Annotated in this window: 14 protein-coding genes; 3 read left to right on the top strand and 11 right to left on the bottom strand. The window is 70.6% G+C overall.

Annotation, left to right across the window (positions count from 1 at the left end; genetic code table 11):
* Positions 1 to 6 precede the first annotated feature (6 nt).
* Both QSK37_RS36115 and QSK37_RS36110 read left to right on the top strand, forming a co-directional pair.
* The gene (locus QSK37_RS36115; protein WP_285629924.1) at positions 7 to 1,062 is read left to right on the top strand and encodes a Glu/Leu/Phe/Val dehydrogenase dimerization domain-containing protein; all 1,056 of its coding nucleotides are present in this window, start codon (positions 7 to 9) and stop codon (positions 1,060 to 1,062) included.
* Positions 1,062 to 1,709: a VOC family protein gene (locus tag QSK37_RS36110; protein ID WP_285629922.1), complete on the top strand. Its 648-nt coding sequence runs from the start codon at positions 1,062 to 1,064 to the stop codon at positions 1,707 to 1,709. Before QSK37_RS36115 ends, QSK37_RS36110 begins: the two co-directional genes overlap by 1 nt.
* A 51-nt stretch (positions 1,710 to 1,760) precedes the next feature.
* On the opposite strand, the gene QSK37_RS36105 is transcribed toward QSK37_RS36110, so the two are convergent.
* From QSK37_RS36105 to QSK37_RS36055, 11 genes are all read right to left on the bottom strand, one after another.
* The gene (locus QSK37_RS36105) at positions 1,761 to 3,182 is read right to left on the bottom strand and encodes a M20/M25/M40 family metallo-hydrolase (RefSeq protein ID WP_285629920.1); all 1,422 of its coding nucleotides are present in this window, start codon (positions 3,180 to 3,182) and stop codon (positions 1,761 to 1,763) included.
* A gap of 13 nt (positions 3,183 to 3,195) precedes the next feature.
* Positions 3,196 to 3,831, bottom strand: coding sequence for a DUF5825 family protein (locus tag QSK37_RS36100; RefSeq protein WP_285629918.1), 636 nt, complete (start codon positions 3,829 to 3,831; stop codon positions 3,196 to 3,198).
* 3 nt (positions 3,832 to 3,834) lie between these two features.
* Positions 3,835 to 5,682 (bottom strand): RiPP maturation radical SAM C-methyltransferase, encoded by a 1,848-nt coding sequence (locus tag QSK37_RS36095; RefSeq protein ID WP_285629917.1) that lies wholly within the window; start codon positions 5,680 to 5,682, stop codon positions 3,835 to 3,837.
* Between the two features lie 116 nt (positions 5,683 to 5,798).
* Entirely contained in the window at positions 5,799 to 6,965 is a 1,167-nt protein-coding gene (locus QSK37_RS36090) for a cytochrome P450 (protein ID WP_285629916.1), read from the bottom strand.
* Positions 6,966 to 7,075: 110 nt separating this feature from the next.
* Positions 7,076 to 8,944, bottom strand: a complete 1,869-nt coding sequence (locus tag QSK37_RS36085) for an AfsR/SARP family transcriptional regulator (protein ID WP_285629914.1) — start codon at positions 8,942 to 8,944, stop codon at positions 7,076 to 7,078.
* A complete protein-coding gene (locus tag QSK37_RS36080; RefSeq protein ID WP_285629912.1) occupies positions 8,941 to 9,945 on the bottom strand; it encodes a methyltransferase in 1,005 nt (334 codons plus the stop codon). The genes QSK37_RS36085 and QSK37_RS36080 overlap by 4 nt, the downstream gene beginning before the upstream one ends.
* A gap of 274 nt (positions 9,946 to 10,219) precedes the next feature.
* Entirely contained in the window at positions 10,220 to 13,234 is a 3,015-nt protein-coding gene (locus QSK37_RS36075; protein WP_285629910.1) for an alpha-mannosidase, read from the bottom strand.
* A gap of 64 nt (positions 13,235 to 13,298) precedes the next feature.
* Complete coding sequence (locus QSK37_RS36070; protein WP_285629908.1) at positions 13,299 to 14,615, bottom strand: sulfatase-like hydrolase/transferase; 1,317 nt, start codon at positions 14,613 to 14,615, stop codon at positions 13,299 to 13,301.
* Positions 14,612 to 15,514 carry a carbohydrate ABC transporter permease gene (locus QSK37_RS36065; RefSeq protein ID WP_285629906.1) on the bottom strand — a complete coding sequence of 301 codons (903 nt, stop codon included), beginning with the start codon at positions 15,512 to 15,514 and terminating at the stop codon, positions 14,612 to 14,614. The genes QSK37_RS36070 and QSK37_RS36065 overlap by 4 nt, the downstream gene beginning before the upstream one ends.
* Positions 15,511 to 16,416, bottom strand: coding sequence for a carbohydrate ABC transporter permease (locus QSK37_RS36060; RefSeq protein WP_285629904.1), 906 nt, complete (start codon positions 16,414 to 16,416; stop codon positions 15,511 to 15,513). Before QSK37_RS36060 ends, QSK37_RS36065 begins: the two co-directional genes overlap by 4 nt.
* Before the next feature lie 9 nt (positions 16,417 to 16,425).
* The gene (locus tag QSK37_RS36055) at positions 16,426 to 17,709 is read right to left on the bottom strand and encodes an ABC transporter substrate-binding protein (RefSeq protein ID WP_285629902.1); all 1,284 of its coding nucleotides are present in this window, start codon (positions 17,707 to 17,709) and stop codon (positions 16,426 to 16,428) included.
* A gap of 183 nt (positions 17,710 to 17,892) precedes the next feature.
* Between QSK37_RS36055 and QSK37_RS36050 the strand changes: the two genes are divergently transcribed.
* A complete protein-coding gene (locus QSK37_RS36050; RefSeq protein ID WP_285629900.1) occupies positions 17,893 to 19,116 on the top strand; it encodes an ROK family transcriptional regulator in 1,224 nt (407 codons plus the stop codon).
* Positions 19,117 to 19,191: the final 75 nt, after the last annotated feature.

The raw sequence follows: 19,191 nt of genomic DNA, 5'->3' as shown, positions 1-19,191 counted from the left end.
GGTGGCGTGTCCACCTTCGAGCACGAACAGGTCCTGATCCGTACGGGGCGGCGGTCGGGCCTGCCGATCATCGTCGCCGTGCACTCGTCCACGCTCGGGCAGGCCGTCGGAGGATGCCGTGTCCGCCAGTACGCCGACTGGCGGGACGGCCTCGCGGACGCCCTGCGCCTGTCCGCCGGCATGACCGCCAAGTGCGCGGCGGCCGGACTCGACAACGGAGGCGGCAAGACCGTCGTCGCCCTGCCCGGAGGGGTCACGCTCACCCCGTCCCTGCGCCGCGACGTGCTGCACGACGTGGCCGATGCCGCCGCCTCCCTGGACGGCCGGTACGCGACCGGCCCGGACGTCGGCACGACACCCGACGACATGACGGTCATCGGGGAACGCACCGGCCATGTGCTCGGCCGGCCGCTGGGGCGCGGCGGCAGCGGGGACTCCTCCGGCCCCACCGCGACCGGGGCGCTGGCCGCTCTGCGGGCCGTCAGCGGACATCTTCACGGCACGCCGGACCTCACGGGCCGTCGCGTGGCCGTGGTCGGGGTGGGCAGCGTCGGCGAACGGCTCGCCCGGATGCTCGCCGACGAGGGAGCCGACCTGCTGCTCAGCGACATCGACCCCGCCAAACGGGCGCTGAGCGCCGAGCTCGGTGCCGCCTGGGACGACCCGGAGCGGGCGCTGACCGCCGACGTCGACCTCCTGGTGCCCGCGGCCCTCGGCGGCGTGCTCACCGAACGGATCGTCCCCCGGCTCCGCTGCGCCGCCATCGCCGGACCCGCCAACAACCAACTCGCCACTCCCGAGGTCGCCGACCTGCTCCACGGCCGCGGCATCATCTGGGTCCCCGACTACATCGCCGGAGCGGGCGGCGTCACCTACGCCGTCACGGTCGAACTCCAGCGCGGGACCGCCGACGAGGGCCTCGGCCGCGTCCAGGCCATCGAGAACACCGTCACGGACCTGCTGACCCGGGCGCGGACCACGGGCACGACGCCCGCGCAGGCGGCACGCGAGCTGATCGAGCGCCGCCTGCGGACCGCCGCCACGGCCCCGGGGAGGCGATGATGCCGGCGGGGCTGGTCGGGGTCGTCTTCGAAGCGCTGGACCCGGGCGCCCTGGCCCGCTTCTGGGCCGAGGCCCTGAACGGGACGGCGGTCGAGGAGCACCCCGACGGTGAACGGACGGAGGTCCGCACGGGCGACGCCGCCGTACGGCTGCGGTTCGTGCCGGCCACCGGGCCGAAGGCGGGCAAGAACCGGCTGCACCTGGACCTGGCCGGTGGACCCGACCCGGCGCGGGAGGTGGAACGGGTCCTCGCCCTGGGCGCGTCCCGGGCCGACATCGGGCAGGGCGCGGTGCCCTGGACGGTGCTCGCCGACCCGGAGGGCAACGAGTTCTGCGTGCTGCCCGAGGACGACTCCGCGGGCCGGCTCGCCGCGATCTGCCTGGACGCCGCCGATCCGGACGCGCAGGGCCGGTTCTGGGCTCCGGCTTTGGGATGGCGGATCGTGGACCGGGGCGACTGGGGGATCAGCCTCCGCTCGCCGTCGGTGCGAGGCCCCCGGGTGGTCATGGGGCCGCCCGCGGCCCCCAAGACGGGCCGGAACCGCCTGCTCCTGGAGGTCGCCGCCCCCGGCGGCGACCTGGCGCCGGAAGCCGACCTCCTGGCGGATCCCGAAGGAAACGAGTTCGTCCTCCTCACGGCACGTTGATCGAGTGAGACGACCCTGACCTCCTTGCCACCCCGGGTCAGCGGCCCGGGCCTATCTCACGTCCGAGGTGTCCATGGCGAAGCGGCCGATGGTCCAGGCGATCGCGGGCACGTTCTCGTCCAGGGCCTGGAGGCTGAGGTTCGCCACCCGGTCGCACGTCTGGTGATAGCAGTGGTCGTACTGCTGTCCCGCCTGCCCGCCGAACATCGCGGCCTCCTCAGGCGTCTTCAGCCCGATCGTGCCCATGTCCATCCCGCCGACCGCTATGCCGGCCGTCACGAACGGTGCCTGATCCGAGCCGACGCCCGTCACCGGTTCGGTCTTGAACGGCAGGCCGGCGCGGGTGAAGTACTGCTCGAAGACCTTCGTGACGGTCGCTGATCCCGGTGCCTCCGGCACGTCGCCGTCGATGAGGAAGCGGGCGAAGTTCGGCGAGGCGATCAGCTCGAAGTTCTCGTAGAGGTCGATCGCGGCCTTCTCGGCGGACGACAGGTGCTCGACGTAGTAGTCGGAACCGACGTCGACCTGCTCTTCCGCTCCCCAGAAGGCGAACCGCACCTTGTCGCGTACTCGGTTCTGGAACGGAGCGAGCCGCCTGGCCGTCTCCAGCAGGGCGGCCACGCTGCTCGCGTTGTCGTCGATGCCCGGCCCCTCGGGCACGCTGTCCAGATGGGCGCCGGCCATCACGATGTGGTCGGCGGAGCCGCCGCGCGTCTCCGCGAAGAGGTTGACGGTCTTCTTGTCGGCGACGTGGCCGCGGAGCTCGAGGTGGAAGGTGATGGGGTGCTGCGCGGCGTCGGTGCTCAGTTGCCCGGCCTGCTCGGGCGAGATGGTCGCCGAGGGGATCGTGAAGTCCGAAGGGGTGAAGACGTGCAGCCGATAGATGTTCTCGGGGTCCGGCACCGGCAGGTACATCAGCATCGCGCGGCCTCCCAGCCCGGCGATGACCTTCTGCTGGTTGGTGTACCCGCAGGAACTGCGCGGGGCGAGCACGATCGCACCCTGTACCGGGAGCCCGTCGTAGTCCGCGGCCGTGCATCCGCTCGTGCCGTCGGCCTTGACCGGCGCGAAGACCAGGGGGGCCGTTAAGCCGCCCTTGGGGGTGACCGGCGAACCGTCCATCATCAGCGTTCGGATCGTACGAGCGTGCGGAGCGATCTCCTGGCCGGACTCGGCGTCGAACACGAACTGCCGATAGGGCACCGTCTGGCTCTTCACCTGGTAGCCGGCGGTGGTGAGCTGCTCGGTGACGTAACGCGCCGACGCCGCGAATCCCGGCGTCGCCGTCGCGCGCTGGCCGCCGTTCTCGTCGGCGATCCGTTCGAAGGCTCGCAGGTGGGCGAGGGCTTGCTTCCCGGACGTGGTCCTGGCGAGGTGGTCGGCCAGCCAGAGATCGTCGTCCGGAGGTGAGCCGGCCGCGGTCAGCGAGCCGGTGATGGCCACCGCGGCGACGGCGGCGAGAAGGGCTCTCATCAGACTCCTCGGGTCAGATGACGGTGCACGGTATCGGCCATCGACGTAGCCGATAGGGCAGACAAAGCGCATCACGGCCGTTACTGATGATCAAGCCCGATCGCAGCAGCCCGGCGAAAGCGGACGACTCGTCCGACGGCCCCGGACGATCGAGATCCTGGACGAGCCCGATCTCCTGCGGGTTCCGGAGGGTGAAGGGCACGGCCGGGCCACGCCGCTGATCGGTGACGGTCACGAATCCCGGTCCGACCCGGTAGTGGCACAGCCCGTACCGATAGGCCGAACGCCAGGACGGATCCCCGGCCCGCGGGGGCAGGTGGTACAGGAGCCGGGTATCACAGCCCAGATCGCCCGCGCTCTCCCAGACGACCTCGATGTCATGGCTCGCCGCCTCGCGCAGGAAACGGAGGAAGTGGAGGAGTCCGTCGTCGGCGCGCACGGTCTCCCGTATCCGTACCTCCCGTACGCCGGCCTGCCACAGCAGATCTCCGGTCACCGCGTCCAGGCCGGGCGCGTACGGGGTCCCGGTGACGAGCAGGACCGGAGCGGCCGCGCCGTCCACGAGGCGTCGCGACAGCTCCGACGTGCTCACCTCGAGGCGATCGCCGAGCACGGCGCCCGGCTTCCGCACGGCGAGTGTGGTGTCCATGGCTCATCCCACCTCGGCGACGCGTAGGGGCCTGCGGTTGGTGGCCAGCGCGACGACCCGGTCGTCGTCTTCGAAGACCAGCCCGGCGCCGCGGAGCTCGCCGACCCATCGCCGCAGCGTCTCCTCGCTCATCGCGAATCCTTCCGCCGCCAGCTCGCGCGCGAGGGCCGCGATCGTGCGCGGCCGTTCCATCAGCCGGTACGAGCGGGCCTGAGCCGGATCGCTCAGGACGTACTCGCATCGGGGCCGGCCCGCGCGGCCCTCGTCGATCACCAGCCCGTCTTCGGTCTCCCGCCAGGTCAGGGTGCTGGCCGCATGGTCGTGCCGCCAGGCCGCGATGGCGGCCCGAAGGTCGGAGGCGACGTCCTCGTCGATGCCCTGCGGCGGCGCCTCGAACTGGTACGCCAAGTCTTCGAGCTCGGATTCGGGCAGGTCGTAGACGTGCTGGTACATCCGTGAGGGACGTCGCTCGGCGAAGCCCCGCTCGCGTGACTGGAAGTGCGGGCTGAACCGCTCGATGAGGACGCGGACGGATCCGGACGGAGGCTGGAGGTGCACCATCGCCGGTATCTGCTCGATCACCGGGCGGTAGTCGCCGGCCCGCTCGTCGGGGAACCCGTACAGGTAGTTCCAGTCCACCGTGAGCTGGTACTCATCGCTCGCGCGGAGCAGGAACACGTTCTGCGTCCCGTGCACGCCCTTGTCCATGAGCCGCAGCGCACGGGAGTTCAGGCTCTCGATGCCCGGCTGGATGTGCGTGACGCCCGCGTCCCGCAGCGCGGCGAGCTGGTCGGGCTTGAGGTTGGCCTTGACCTCGTACCGGATCCGCAGGTCCCAGCCGGACTCCTGGATCCGCGGCATGAGTTCGGCGAGGTAGGCGACGTCGAGGATGTTGTCCACGGTGACGATGTCGAGCACGCCGTGGGTCTCCACCAGGTGGGTGATGTCGTCCCAGACTCGGGTGGCCGGCTTGGCGCGGAACTTCATCGTGGTGCCGTTCAGGCCGCAGAACGTGCAGTGGTGCTTCTCGCCCCACCAGCAGCCACGGCTCGCCTCATACAGCAGCACCGGGCTCAGCCGCTCGGCGAACCTGCCGTCGCCGTAGGCCGACCACCAGGCCGTGAAGTCGGGGCGAGGCACCATGTCGATCGGCACCATGGCGGCCGGCGGTCCCGCGACGCTCTCGCCGTCCGGCCCCCGGGTGACCAGCCCCGGCACACCGGCCGGCGCTCGTCCCTCGCTCAGCGCGTCGAGCAGCGCGACGAAGGCGAGCTCGCCCTCGCCGCTCACGACATGGTCGACGAAGGGGAAATTGCGGTGCAGGGCCGCACCCATCGGGCCGTCGCAGTTGCCGCCGCCGAACACCACCTGGACGTCGGGGCGGAGCTGTTTGATGCGCCTGGCGACCGCGAGTGAGGAGACGTTCTGCTGGAAGGTCGTGGTGAAGCCCACCAGGTCCGGCCGCTCTTCCAGGATCTCCCGGGCGGCCAGGTCGACGAAGCCGGCGGCGTGCTCGCGCATGCGCAGCGAGGCGCCGGGGTCGAGGTTCCGTGCCTCCAGATAGGCGCGGTACGTGTCCACGCGCCAGGCCGGATCGTCGTACAGCGCCCCGGCGAAGATCCATTCGCCCATCTCGTGCCAGACTCCACGGTCGGCGACGTAGGAGTACTCGGCCTCGGCGATCTGACCGCCGGAGACGTCGAGGAGATACTCGGCCCAGCGGAGGTTGCCGTAGTAGTCGACGACCGTGTGCGGGTCACGGCAGGCGTCGACCCGGGCGCGCAGTAACCCGATGGGCAGGCACGGCGTCTCGAGCAGGTGCCAGGGCATCGACACGAGGCAGATACGCATGGGGTCTCCCTGGACGGGTTGAGGGGGCGACCCTGTGCCACGGGGCGCAGGCCGCGGGGCACAGGGCCGATCACTGGGTTCAGTGCACGTAACGCATGGCGCACCTCCTTCGACTGTCAGGCGAGGCGGGCCTCGAACCGCGATGGCCCGCGGAGGGTCAGATTGCGCCGATAGACCGGCGCCGTGACGGCACGGATCCGGTCGCACTCGGCGGCGAGGATCTCGAAGACGACGCCCGCCTGTAACGTCGCGAGCGACTGCCCGAGGCACGAGTGCGTGCCACGGCCGAAGCCGACATGCGGGTTCGGAGCACGGCCGAAGTCCAGCGCGTCCGGGTCGTGGAAACGCGCCGGATCCCGATTGGCCGCGCCGAGCAGCATCGTGACCGCCTCGCCCCGGCGGATGACCGTCCCGCCGATCGAGGTCTCCTGGACACAGGCCCGGCCGTCGGCCTGCACCGGCGCGCTGTGGCGGACCAGTTCCTCGACCGCCACCGGCGTCTCGGCCGCCGCGAACCGGCCGAGCGCGTCCGGCACCGCCGCCATCGCGGCGAGGGCGTTGGCGAGCAGCCGGCCGGCCGACTCGAATCCCGCGTGAAACACCGCGCGGAGCGTGTTGAGCAGGACCGGCCGCTCGATGCCCGAGTCGGCGCCGTGGGCCGCCACGTAGCCGACGAGACCGGCGTCCGGCGGATCGGCGAGCCAGCCCTCGGCGAGCTCGGCGAGCCGTGCGCGCGCCGCCACCGCCGGCTCGTGCGTCTCCGGCCACACCCCGGCGTCCATGCCGTCGACGATCGCCTGGGAGGTCGGCAGGAACCACTCCGGCTCCGGCCGCGCGACGCCGAGCACCGCGACGATGGTGTCCAGGGCGATCGGGGCGGCGAACTCGGTGACGACGTCGAACGAGTCCTGGCGCCGTATCCGCGCGAGCCGCTCGCGGACCCGGTCGGCGATCATCCGCTGGAGCGCCGGATGGTCGAGGGTACGGACGGCGTTCACCATGAAGTGGCGGATCAGCGTGTGCTCGGGCGGGTCGAGCGACTGGATGCTGAGCAGCGGAGTCGGGATCTGCTCTCCCGTACGGCGCCAGTCCGACGCGAACGCACGGGAGTTCCGCAGGACGGCCACGCAGTCCTCGTAACGCGTCAGCACCCAGGAGTCGATCGCCTCGCTCCAGTACACGGGTTCGGCCTCCCGCAGCCGGGCGTACGCGGGATACGGATCGCGGAGGGTCTCCGGCTCGGCCAACGCGAGGATCCGGTCGGTCGACAGGGCTTCAGGCATCGCGGAGCAACCTCCTGAGGACATCACACGTGGTCCGCAGCCATACGGAGTTTCGACCGACGGTTTGCACGTCCGCTTTACATCTGCTTTTCGCGAGGTCAGGACGGGGCTCAGCACTTGAGCCGGAGGCCGATCGCCGGGACCGCTCCGGCCACGGGGCGAGCGTCGACCGCGTGCCGGACGTCCGCCGGCTCCTCGACGCGAGCTCGCTCCTGGGCGAAGGCGCGGAGGATGCCGTCGAAGAAGTAGCGAACATGCCCTCCGGGCACGCGCACCGACTCCAGCAGGTGATGCTGGGCGAGATGGTCGAGCAGGCGGCCCGCGTACGTGATGCCCTCCCCGGTCACCGCCGCGCAGCTCCAGTCCGCGAAGTGGGAGGTCTGCAGCAGCGCGAGCCTCCGGAAGGCCCGCTTGGCCCGCGAGTCGAGGCGTTCGTAGCTGAGGCGGATGCTGGAGCGCATCGACAGATCGCCGATCGTGAGCTCGTCCAGCGGGGCCGTACGGAGCCGGCCGGCGACCCCGTCGAGCGTCGCCGAAGGGCTCACGGCCAGAATGGACCCGGCGATCCGGATCGCGAGAGGCAAGTGCTGGCACAGGCGGACGACCTCGGCGGCCGTACGGGTCCTGGACACCGCCGGCTCGGAGCCGGAGACGCGCGAGAGCAGTTCGACCGCCTCCTCGGGGCCGAACGCATCCACGACCAGATGCCGGGCGCCTTCGAGGCCGGCGAGGCTCTGGCGGCCCGTGATGATGACCGCGCAGCCGGCGGACCCGGGCAGCAGCGGGCGGATCTGTGCCTCATCCGCGCAGTTGTCCAGGACGAGGAGCAGGCGACGGTCGGCCGTAAGGCTCAGGAAGTACTCGCGGCGTTCTTCGACGTCGTCGGGCAGGTCGGCGGCGGGCACACCCAGCGTGCGCAGGAAGCGCCCGAGCACGTACGACGGCTGAAGCGGGCGCGGGCCCAGGCCGTCCAGGTCGACGAAGAGCTGACCGTCCGGGAAATCCCGGCGCACCTGGTGCGCGATCTGGACGGCCAGCGTCGTCTTCCCGACTCCGGGTTTGCCGACGAGCTTCAGAACGGGGAGGGATCTCCACTCGCCCGGCCGCCGGTCGCCCCGCAGGACCTCGCAGCCGTGGGCCACCTCCCGCGAGCGTCCGGTGAAGTCGCCGATGCAGGAGGGGAGCTGGGCGGGGACGGGCCACCGCGCCACCACGTTCTCGGGCGCGGTGAGATCCGGGGCGGAGTTGAGGATGGCGCGTTCGAGCCGACGCAGTTCGTACCCCGGTTCGACGCCCAGCTCGCTCATCATCATGCGCCGGGTGTCGCGGTACTGCTCCAGCGCCTCGACCTGACGCCCGGAGCGGTACAGGGCGAGCATGAGCTGGCCGCGCAGCCGTTCCCGGAAGGGATGGATGGCGACCAGCGCCGTCAGCTCGCCGACCAGCCCGGTGTGGTGGCCCAGCGCCAGCTCCGCGTCGAACCGCTCCTCGATGGCCCGCAGCCGCTGTTCTTCGAGGCGGCAGGCCTCCGCGACCACCGTCGGCATCCGCTGGATGTCCAGGAACGGCGCCCCGCGCCAGATGCGGAGTCCGTCGCTCAGGAGCCGCGCCGCCGTCTTGTACCGCCGTTTCGCCAACGCGTCGCGTGCGTTGTCCAGCATCGACTCGAAGCACACCGAGTCGAGTTCGGTGTCGTCGCAGCGCAGCAGATAGCCCGGTCCGCAGGTCCGCAGGCTCTCGGCGGCCGCGTCGTCACCACGGTCGCGCAGCTGACCCCGGATGCGTGAGACGTACTGCTGAACGAGGTTGTTCGCCGATTCGGGTGGCCGGGAGCTCCAGAGTTCGTCGACGATCCTGGACGTGGAAAGAACATGATTTCGATTGATGAGAAGTAAGGCGACGATAGAGCGTTCTCTGGGGCGTAAGACAAGCGGTTCACTGCCGGTCGCCGTGAGTGCTCCCAGTACCCCGTACTTCATCTGACGAAATACCCCCAAGATGGTCTCGCTTCGAGCAGGCAGAAACCGGAGGGCGCGGTCAACGTCCTTTCCACGGCGTATCCGGCCCGTCGCAGCAGCACCTCGTACTCCCCGACCGAACGACTCTGGCCCCCGAGGAGTACGAGCATGGCCAGGTCTCGGATCGCCGCTTCCAGCGCATCGTCGATCTTCAGCGCGCGCTCGATGAGGAGCAGCCGCCCGTGCTCTCCGACCGAGGCCCGGCAGTTGCGCAGGATGCGCAGCGCCGCTTCGTCGTTCCAGTTATGGATGACCGACTTGATGACATAGATGTCGGCACCTCGGGGAACCTCGGCCATGAAGTCGCCCGCGACGAATTCGCACCGGTCCGCGACGGCGCGGTCCTCCATCGTCTGCCGCGCGATGCCGATGGTGGCGGGCTGCTCGAACGCGATGCCGCGCAGTTTCGGGGAGCGCACCAGGAGCTCGGCCAGCAGGGTGCCGTCACCCGCGCCCAGGTCGGCGACCACACCGTCGTCCGGGAAGTCGTACAGCTCGAGAATCTCCTCGAGGAAACGCTCGGTGTTGGACCGCATGGTGCGCGCGAACGACACCGCCGCGTCATCGTCGCCGTCCAGGTGGTGCCACAGATCACGGCCGTACCGGTGCTCGAAGGCGGAGTCGCCGGTCCGCAGCGCGTAGTCCAGTTCGGACCAGGCTTGGTAGTACTCCGTGCCCGCCATCAGCGCGTGGCCGTAGAGGCTGCCGGTGCCACGGCGGAGCAGCTCGATCAGCTCCGTACCGCGATACGCGTTCTCCCCGGCCGGCTCGACCAGCCCGAGCCCTTCCAGCGCACGCATGTACCGGCGTAACGTCGGGACGCCGATCCCCGTCAGCCCGCCGAGCTCGACGTCGGTGAGCGTCCCGTCCGCGAGATGGTCCGGGATCCGGAAGCGGACCGCCGACGCCACCAACTGGGTGCGGATGTGACCGTCCAACAGGGCGTTGAGACGCTCGAACATGCCCGTCACGCGGACACGCGCGTCGCCGGCCGCACCCGCCCGGCCCGGACCGCGAGATTGAGAACGTAGGGTTCGATCGGATCGACGGCGTCAGCGGTCGCGGGCACCTTTCCTCCATGGTGAGCTCGCACGAGTGCGTCCGGCGCGGATTCAGCGAGATGTCCGGATTGCTATGCCTTACGAGCTCAGCACGGATTCATCCCAGTTTCACGCGGCGCTACTGACCGCCATCGGCCGCTCGTACGGCATTGACGGTCCGTGCTCGCCGTCGACGCTAGGCGCGCCGCAGCCGCAGCGTGACGATCTCGAACGGCCGGAACGCGATCTCGATCGGTTCCCCGGCCGCCCAGGCGGAAGCCTGGACGGCGGCGTCGGCGAGGTCGGCCGGGTCGCGCTCCAGCAGGTCGGTCGTCCACGCCCGCTCGACCGGCTCGGAGACCTCGACGCGCGCTCGCGCCCGGCCGCCCCGCGCCTCGTAGAGCCGTACGACGAGGTCGCCGGAGCGGTCCTCGGCGAGCTTGACGGCCTCCACCACGACCGCGGGTGAGGAGACGGTGACGAGCGGGGCCACCGGGCCGCCTCCGGTGACCGCGCGCACCGGGAGGTTGAGCCGGTAGCCGGTGTCGAGGGCCTCCAGCACGGTCGGGGCGGGCCGCAGCGCGGTGCGCAGCACATGCTCGCCCTGGTCGGCATGGGGGTCCGGGAAGCGCGGCGCGCGCAGCAGCGACTCCCGTACCAGCGTGACCGTCGAGCCGTCCGCCGCCCAGCGGCGGGTGATGTCGTGACCGTAGGTCGAGTCGTTCGCGACGGCCACGCCGAAGCCCGGCTCGCCGACGTGCACCCACCGGTGCGCCGCCGTCTCGAAGCGCGCCATGTCCCAGGAGGTGTTCGCGTGGGTGGGCCGCTGCACGTGCCCGAACTGCACCTCCGACGACGCCCGGTCGGCGTGCACCGCGAGCGGGAACGCGAGCTTGAGCAGCTTCTCCCGCTCGTGCCAGTCGACGCGGGTCTCGATCTCGAGCTCGGGTGACGCCTCCACGAGCCGGAAGGTCTGGGTGAACGTCGAGCGGTGGAACGATCGCCGCACGACGAGCGCGTCGCCGGTGGCCTCCACCGCGTCCGCCTCGCGCAGTTCGGTCACGGTGTGGCGGTAGTGCGCGTCGATGTCCCAGGCGTCCCACTGGTTCGGGGTGTCGCGGAACACCTGCAGCAGCGCCGCGGCCTCGCCGGCGGCCACCAGCTCGCGCCCCGAGGCGGTCTCGGCGAACGAGACGAGCAGGCCCGCGGCGTCGAAGACGGCCCGGACGACGCCGTTGTCGAGCACCCACCCGGTGCCGGCGGCCACGGGCGCGACCCCGGCGGGCGGGGCCCCCGCCACCGCGCCGAGCGCGGGCGCCCCGGCCGCGGCGACCGGTGCCGCGTTGAAGACGACCGGCGCCGAGCCCGGCCCGGCGAGCGCCCGCTGCGCCTCGTCGATCACCGGGGCGAGCGCGGCGGCGACGGCCGCGTAGTTGCGCTCCGCCTCCTGGTGCACCCAGGCGATCGAGGAGCCGGGCAGGATGTCGTGGAACTGCTGTAGCAGCACGGTGCGCCACGCGTCGTCGAGCGTCTGGTACGGGTAGTCCGCGAGCCCGCGCCAGGCCGCGGTCGCGCTCCAGAGCTCCGCCTCGCGCAGGAGGTGTTCGCTGCGCCGGTTGCCCTGCTTGGTGTTCGCCTGGGAGGTGTAGGTGCCCCGGTGCAGTTCGAGGTACATCTCCCCCGACCAGGTGGCCGGCGCCGGGTGAGTGGTCCGCGCGAGCTCGAAGAAGCGCTCCGGCGTGCCGACCTCGACCCGCGGCGACCCCTCCAGCGAGCGCGTACGGGCGGCGGCCTCCATCATCTCCCGGGTCGGTCCCCCTCCCCCGTCGCCGAATCCGAACGGCGTGAGCGAGACGTTGGAGACGCCCTTCTCGGCGTACTGCCGCTGGGCGCGGGCCAGGTCGGCGCCGGAGAGGTCGGAGTTGTAGGTGTCGGCCGGCGGGAAGTGCGTGAAGATGCGGCTGCCGTCGATGCCCTCCCACCAGAAGGTGTGGTGCGGCATCCGGTTGCTCTCGTTCCACGAGATCTTCTGGGTGAGGAACGCGCGGGCGCCCGCCGCGCGCGCGATCTGCGGCAGCGCCGCCGTGTAGCCGAACGAGTCGGGCAGCCACACGTCGCCGGGCTCGTAGCCGAACTCGCGCAGGAAGAAGCCCTTCCCGTGCACGAACTGACGCGCGAGCGCCTCACCGCCGGGCATGTTCGTGTCGGACTCGACCCACATTCCTCCGACCGGCACGAAGCGCCCGTCGGCGACGCGACGGCGGATGCGTTCGAACAGCTCCGGGTAGTGCTCCTTCATCCACGCGTACTGCTGCGCGCTGGAGCAGGCGAACACGAAGTCCGGGTACTCGTCCATGAGTGCCAGCACGTTCGAGAAGGTGCGGGCGCACTTGCGGATCGTCTCGCGCGTCGGCCACAGCCAGGCCGAGTCGATGTGCGCGTGCCCCACCGCGATCACCTGGTGCGCGCTCGCGTAGGCGGGCGAGGCGAGCACGCCCGCCAGGGCCTCCCGGCCCGCCGCGGCGGTCTCGGCCACCCGGTCGGGGTCCACGACGTCGCACATCCGCTCGAGCGCGCGCAGGATCTCGGCGCGGCGCGGCAGGGACGCCTCCAGCTGCTCCATGAGCCCAACGAGGGTCCAGCAGTCCTGCAGCAGGCCGTACACGGTCAGGTCGCGTTCGACGAGGTCGACGCGGCGGAGCGTGTAGATGGGCTCGGCGCCGGCGGTCGCCTTGTCGCCGAGCGGGGTGGGCAGGTAGAAGTAGTGCCCGCCCACGTCGGGATTCGAGGCGGCCTCGATGTAGAGGTCGACCGGGCCGGGCCCGACGGGCACGGCGTTGTTCAGCGGCTCGAGGCCCTTCACGATCGTGCCGTCGGGCCGGTAGATCAGGCCCTCGGCCTGAAAGCCGGGCTGCCGCGCCGAGAAGCCCAGGTCGACGACCAGCTCCAGGGCGACGTCCGCGCCGCCCCACCCCTCGGGGATCTCACCGGTCACGTGGAACCACGTCGTGCCCCACGGCCGGCTCCAGGCCATGCCGGGCTTGAACGCGGTGAAGTCCTGTGCCACCGCCTCCGCGAAGGGCACCGGCTCGTCGGGCACCTCCCACGCCGTCACGTCGAGCGCGACGTGCCGGCGCTCCACGGCCGGCGCGACACGCTCGCGCACGAAGCGCTCGACGCGCATCTCGATCTGGGGGGTGGTGTCGTGCATGAAGGCTCCTGACCGTGGCAGGGGGAAGGAACGAAAAGGGAACGGCCGTGGATGAAGGCGCGCGCTAGCCGACCAGCGACTCACCGCGCCAGGCTGCGCAGCGCTCCGCCCAGCGTTCGAGCTCCTCGCGCATCCGGCGGAACCGGTCGGGGTGGGTGCGCGACAGCTCGTGCCGCTCGCCCGGGTCGTCGACGAGGTCGTACAGGCCCTCGGGCACGGCGACGTCCACCTGCATGCTCTCGCAGGCGTCCAGTACGACCTTCCAGCGTCCGAGCCGGGCGGCGAGCTGCCCCTCGTACTCCCAGAACAGCCAGCGGTCGGGACCGGCCTCGCCGCTCCTCAGCAGCGGCAGCAGCGACCTGCCGTCGATCGTCTCGTCGGCGGGCGCGACACCGTCCACGGCCTCGAGCACGGTGGGCACGACGTCGGACATGCAGCCGACCACCTCACCGGGCGCGCCGGCGGGGATCGCCGCGGGCCACGAGATGACGGCGGGCACCCGGATGCCGCCCTCGAACAGCGAGCCCTTGTGACCGCGCAGGCCGCCGGCCGAGCCGCCGTCGTAGGAGATCTCCTCACCGTCGAGCCAGTTGCGCTCCTCGATCGACGGGCCGTTGTCGGAGGACATGAACACGATCGTGTTCTCGCGCAGGCCGAGCCGGTCGAGGGTGTCGAGGATGGTCGCGACGCCGTCGTCCATCGCCTTCACCATCGCAGCCATCATGCGCCGCCCGGCCGGCAGGTGCGCGAACTGCGCCATGTACTCCTCGGGCGCGTGCATCGGGTAGTGCGGCGCGTTGAACGGCACATAGCAGAAGAACGGCCGTTCGGCGTTCCGCTCGATGAACTCGGCGGCCCGGCGCGCGATGACCGTGGTGAGGTACTCGCCGTTCAGCCAGACCTCGTCCTCGTCCTCCCACAGGTCGTGGATCGGGTTGTGATCGCCCCAGTAGTAGATGTGGGAGTAGTAGTCAACGCAGCCGGCGCGGAACCCGAAGTGCTCGTCGAAGCCGCGGTGCAGCGGGCCGTACGCCGGGTCGGCGCCCAGATGCCACTTGCCGAAGATCCCGGTGGCGTAGCCGCGCTCCCCCAGGGCGCTCGCGAGCGTCGGCTGGGGCGGGAGCCCGGGGGTGCGCCTCGTCCCGCCGAGGATCGCCTCCACACCCGCGTGCGCGGGGTGCCGGCCGGTGAGGAGCGACGCCCGGGAGGGCGAGCAGACGGGCGAGTTGGAGTACCACTGCGGCAGGCGGACGCCGGAGGCCGCGAGCCCGTCCAGCGCCGGGGTGTCGAAGTCGTCGGCGCCGAAGCAGCCGAGGTCGCCCCAGCCCAGGTCGTCGGCGTAGATGACGACGACGTTCGGGCGATCGGTGGTCTGGCTCATTCTTTGACGCTCCCAGCGGCCATTCCGGCGACGAGCCGTTTCTGGACAATGGAGAAGAGGACGATGGTGGGAATGGTGGCCACCGTCGCGGCGGCCATGATCACGCCCCAGTCGCTGGTGTACTCCCCGAAGAAGGACGACAGCCCCACCTGCACGGTCTTCAGGTCCTCGCTCGTGTTCAGCACGCTCGCGAAGAAGTACTCCTCCCACGTCGCGATGAAGGTCGTGACGATCACCGTGACGATGCCGGGCAGCGCGATCGGGAAGACGACCCGGAAGATGACGCCGACGTTCGAGCAGCCGTCGATGCGCGCCGCCTCGTCGAGCGCGAGAGGGATGGTGTCGAAGTAGCCCATCAACAGGTAGATCGCGAGCGGCAGGGTCATCGCGGTGTACACGATGATCAGGCCGACGTACGAGTTGAGCAGGCCCAGCTCCCCGAACGAGAGGTAGATCGGCGTGATCAGCACGACGAAGGGCAGCAGCTGCGTCGCGAGGACGACCATCAGGACGGTCCGGCGCAGCCGGAAGACGAACCGCGACAGCGCGTAGGCCGCGAGGCTGGCCAGCACCACGGTGCAGCACGTGCTGACGGCCGACACCAGCAGGCTGTTCCCGATGTACCGCGCGAAGTCGGAGTTGCCGAACAGCCGGCCGTACGCGCCGAATCCCAGCCCGTCGAAGTAGCGGCTCCAGGGCAGCCGGGCGGCGAGCGCCGTCGTCGGCCGCAGCGAGGTGAAGACCATCCAGAGGACCGGGAAGACGATCACGAGCAGGATCGCGAACGTCGGCACGATCACGAGCAGGTCGCGCGCCCGCCGGCGGTTCGGGTCGCGTCTCGCCACGACCTTCTTCGGCGCGTCGCGGACGGCCGGCTTCGACGTCACGTCGGCGGTCATGCGGAGCGTCCTTCCCGGTCACCCGTCACACGCAGGTAGATCAGCGCGAACACCGCCATCGTCGCCGTCATGACGATGCCGATCGCGGCGCCCTGCCCGAGGTCGTTGGCCACGAACGCGGCCGAGTACAGCTGGGTGGCGAGCACCTGCGTGTAAGTGCCCGGCCCGCCCCCGGTCGAGAGCCAGACGTAGACGAAGTTGTTGAACGTCTGGATCACCGTCATGAGCACGACGACGACGATGACGGGCCGCAGGTTGGGCAGCGTGATGTGGAGGAAGGACTGCCAGCGCCCCGCGGAGTCGATCGCGGCCGCCTCGTACTGCTCCTTCGGGATGGACTGCAGGCCCGCCATCATCACGATCACGACGAAGGGCAGCTCGCGCCACACGATGATGGCGATCACCGACCACCACGCGGTGCTCGTCTGGGCCAGGAAGGGCACGCCCTTCGACACGATGTGCGTGCTGACGAGGAACTGGTTGAGGACGCCGGTGTTGGCGTCGAAGATCGACTTCCAGCACGCGACCGCGACGACCGGCGGGAGCATCCACGGCACGAGGACGAGGGTGCGGCCGACGCCCCGCAGGCGCCAGCGCGCGAGCACCTGGCTCTGCAGGAGGAGCGCGAGCCCCAGGCCGAGCACGAGCCGGATGGCCACCGTCAGCGCGGTCAGCCAGAAGGCGGTGTTGAGGGTGGCGCTGCCGATCTGCGGGTCGCTGAAGATCGCCTTGAAGTTGTCGAACCCCACCCACGTGGCGTCACCGGGCGTGTCGTACGGGCTCAGTTTCTGGAACGCCAGCACCACGTTGTACACGCTGGGGAAGACGAACAGGACTCCGATGACGATGAGAGCCGGTGTCGTCAGCGCGTACGGCTGGCGTCGTGCGGAGCGGGAGGCCATCGGCGCCGCTCAGCCCTTCAGGCCCTTGGTCAGCCCGGAGATTATCGCCGCGGCCGCGTCCGAGCTGGATGACTGGCCCGAGTAGACGGCGGAGAACCGCTGGTTGACGAGTTGCTCGATCGAGGCGACCGTCATGTCGGACCCGATGTAGCGCGCGAACGAGCGGGCGTGCGGCAGCTGCTTGACGAAGCCCTGCTGCGACTCCGGCACCGTCAGCTGGGTGAGGGTGCTCTTGGAGGCCGGGTACTGGGAGTAGGTCTTGAACGTCGTGGCGCTCATCAGGTACTTGATCACCTGCCACGCCTCGTCCGGGTGCTTGCTGTTGCGGTTGATGCCGAGCGCGCGACCGCCGAGGTGCGTCGCGCCGTCGGTCAGGCCGGAGGGCATCGGCGCGGTCGTCAGCGTCGTGCCGGCCGCCTTCGCCTGCTTGAGCAGGGGCGCGAAGGTCGCCGGCGGCTCGTAGCTCATCGCGCAGGATCCGGTCGCGAGGCCGTTGACGATGGAGGGGTCGCTGTAGTCCTGCACCGCCTGGTTCGCCTTCGGCGAGGCCCCGGAGGAGAACAGGTCGGCGAAGTACTGGATCGCGTTCGCGAGCTGGGGCTGGGCGATGCCGGGCTGCCACGCGCCCGAGGGGTTCTTCTGCACGAGCGTGCCGCCGTGCGCCCAGATGTAGTAGTTGATCGCGTTCCACTGTGAGCTGGTCGCCGAGCCGGAGGCCGCGAAGCAGAAGCCGCTGGTCTTGCCGGAGCTGGAGGAGCTGATCTGCTTCGCGTCGGCCGCGAGTTGCTCCCAGGTGGTGGGCGGGCTCTTGACGCCCGCGGCGGAGAGCGCCTTGGGGTTGTAGACGAGCGCCATGGTGTCGGCCGTCCAGGGCATGGCCCAGGTCTTGCCGTCGAAGGTGACCATGTCCTTCGCGAGGAGGTTGTCCGTCCCCCCGGGCACCGGGTCCTTCTTCATGAGGTCGTCCAGCGACAGCAGGATCTTCGGCTTGGCGAGGAACGCGACGTCGGCGTAGCCGATCTGGTCGATGTCCGGCCCGGATCCGGAATTGGCCTCACGCGCGAACTGCTGCACGTTGTTGGGGCTCAGGGTCTGCATCTCGACGTGGATCTTCGGGTGACTCTTGTTCCACGCGTCGATCGCGGTGGTGAGGCCGGCGACCTCTCCCTTGGGGTCGAACTGCCGGAAGACCAGGTTCACCGAGCCGGATCCGGAACCGGAGCCCGAGCATGCCGCGAGTGGAAGAACGAGACTCGTCACCGCGGCGGCCACGACCGACTTCGTGAACTTCATGCTGCATCTCCTTAAGAGGCACCGCCCCGCAGCGGGGTCCCAGGACGCTAACACAATCAATTTGATTTACAACAGACTCTTTCGTGACCTACGATCTGGGCCTCGGCGTTGATCTACGATCTGTTCCGTCAAGCGCGGAAGCGCGTGAGACGGCCCCAATCGCCGAAGCCGGGAGGGATCACGATGGAGCGGCGGGGATCGAATCTTCCGCGCGTCGGCGACTACAACCAGCTGCTCGTTCTCGACCTGGTACGGCGCAGCTCGAACATCAGCCGGGTGGAGCTGTCGGAGCACACCGGCCTGTCGGTGCAGACCGTCTCCAACATCTGCCGCCGCCTCGTCAGCGCGGGGCTGATCGAGGCCGCCGGCCGGGTGGAGGCCGACACGGGCGCCCGCCGGACGATGTTCAGAGTGGTCCCGCAGGGTCAGTACTCCCTGGGGCTGCACATCGATCCGGCCCGGATGACGCTGGTGCTCCTCAACCTCGCCGGCCAGGTCGAGGACCGGGCCTCGATCGTGACCCCGACCACCGACGGCCCGGAAGACGTGCTCAAGGCGATCGTCGACGCCGTCGCCGACCTCGTGGGCCGCCGGGCGATCCCCCCGCTCCGGGTGTCCGGCCTCGGCGTCTCCGCCCCCGGGCCCATCAGGGCCGAGTCCGGCTCTCTCGTCGGGCCGCCGAACCTGCGCGGCTGGGGCGTCGTACGCCTCCGCGACGAGCTGGAGAGCCGCGTCGGCCTGCCGGTCGTGCTGGAGAAGGACACCATCGCCGCCGCGACGGGCGAGCTCTGGGCGGGCGGCGGCACGCTGTCGAACTTCGCCTTCATCTACCTCGGCACCGGAATCGGCGCCGGGGTCGTCCTCGACGGCGAGGTGATGCGCGGCGCGTCCGACAACCTCGGCGAGATCGGGCACCTCAGCGGCGACCCCGACGGGCCCCGGTGCCCGTGCGGCGGGCGCGGGTGCATCGCGATCACCTCCGCCCCCGTGCACCTCGTCTCCGCGGCCGCCGGGGCCGGCACGATCCCGTCCGTGGACCTCGACGATCCCCTGGCCGTCGAGACCGCGTTAAGGCATCTGTGCGCCCTCGCCGACAAAGGCGACGAGTCCGCGCTCGTCATCGTTGAGAAGTCGGCGCGCGCCATCGCACGCGTCGCCGGCAACCTCGCCAACGTCCTGGACCTCGACGCCGTCGTGCTGGGCGGACCGAGCTGGTCCGCGCTGTCGCGCATCTACCTGCGGGTCGTGCCGCCGATCACCGCCTCGCTGCTCACCGTGAGCGACGTGCACACGGTGGAGGTACGCGGCACGACTCTCGGCGAGGACGGGGGCGCCATCGGCGCGGCGTCACTCGTCATGTCGTCGATGGCCTCGGCGCGGTCGGACCACCTGCTCGTCCCCCACTGACCGGGCTCGGGCGTCGGCCCTGAGATGATGCAGGTCACGCACGTCAGGTCACGCACGCAAGCACGCAAGCACGCA

The sequence above is a fragment of the Actinoallomurus iriomotensis genome, from assembly GCF_030269445.1.
In the GTDB taxonomy this organism is placed as follows: domain Bacteria; phylum Actinomycetota; class Actinomycetes; order Streptosporangiales; family Streptosporangiaceae; genus Actinoallomurus; species Actinoallomurus iriomotensis.
Note: the sequence above shows the minus strand (reverse complement) of the source record. Positions and strands in the feature narration are given on the sequence as shown.

Coding starts and splice junctions, on each gene's coding strand:
- QSK37_RS36090 (WP_285629916.1), bottom strand. CDS start 6,965: ATGCCTGAAGCCCTGTCGACCGACCGGATCCTCGCGTTGGCCGAGCCG.
- QSK37_RS36100 (WP_285629918.1), bottom strand. CDS start 3,831: ATGGACACCACACTCGCCGTGCGGAAGCCGGGCGCCGTGCTCGGCGAT.
- QSK37_RS36070 (WP_285629908.1), bottom strand. CDS start 14,615: ATGAGCCAGACCACCGATCGCCCGAACGTCGTCGTCATCTACGCCGAC.
- QSK37_RS36065 (WP_285629906.1), bottom strand. CDS start 15,514: ATGACCGCCGACGTGACGTCGAAGCCGGCCGTCCGCGACGCGCCGAAG.
- QSK37_RS36095 (WP_285629917.1), bottom strand. CDS start 5,682: ATGCGTATCTGCCTCGTGTCGATGCCCTGGCACCTGCTCGAGACGCCG.
- QSK37_RS36085 (WP_285629914.1), bottom strand. CDS start 8,944: ATGAAGTACGGGGTACTGGGAGCACTCACGGCGACCGGCAGTGAACCG.
- QSK37_RS36075 (WP_285629910.1), bottom strand. CDS start 13,234: ATGCACGACACCACCCCCCAGATCGAGATGCGCGTCGAGCGCTTCGTG.
- QSK37_RS36050 (WP_285629900.1), top strand. CDS start 17,893: ATGGAGCGGCGGGGATCGAATCTTCCGCGCGTCGGCGACTACAACCAG.
- QSK37_RS36110 (WP_285629922.1), top strand. CDS start 1,062: ATGCCGGCGGGGCTGGTCGGGGTCGTCTTCGAAGCGCTGGACCCGGGC.
- QSK37_RS36080 (WP_285629912.1), bottom strand. CDS start 9,945: ATGTTCGAGCGTCTCAACGCCCTGTTGGACGGTCACATCCGCACCCAG.
- QSK37_RS36060 (WP_285629904.1), bottom strand. CDS start 16,416: ATGGCCTCCCGCTCCGCACGACGCCAGCCGTACGCGCTGACGACACCG.
- QSK37_RS36105 (WP_285629920.1), bottom strand. CDS start 3,182: ATGAGAGCCCTTCTCGCCGCCGTCGCCGCGGTGGCCATCACCGGCTCG.
- QSK37_RS36055 (WP_285629902.1), bottom strand. CDS start 17,709: ATGAAGTTCACGAAGTCGGTCGTGGCCGCCGCGGTGACGAGTCTCGTT.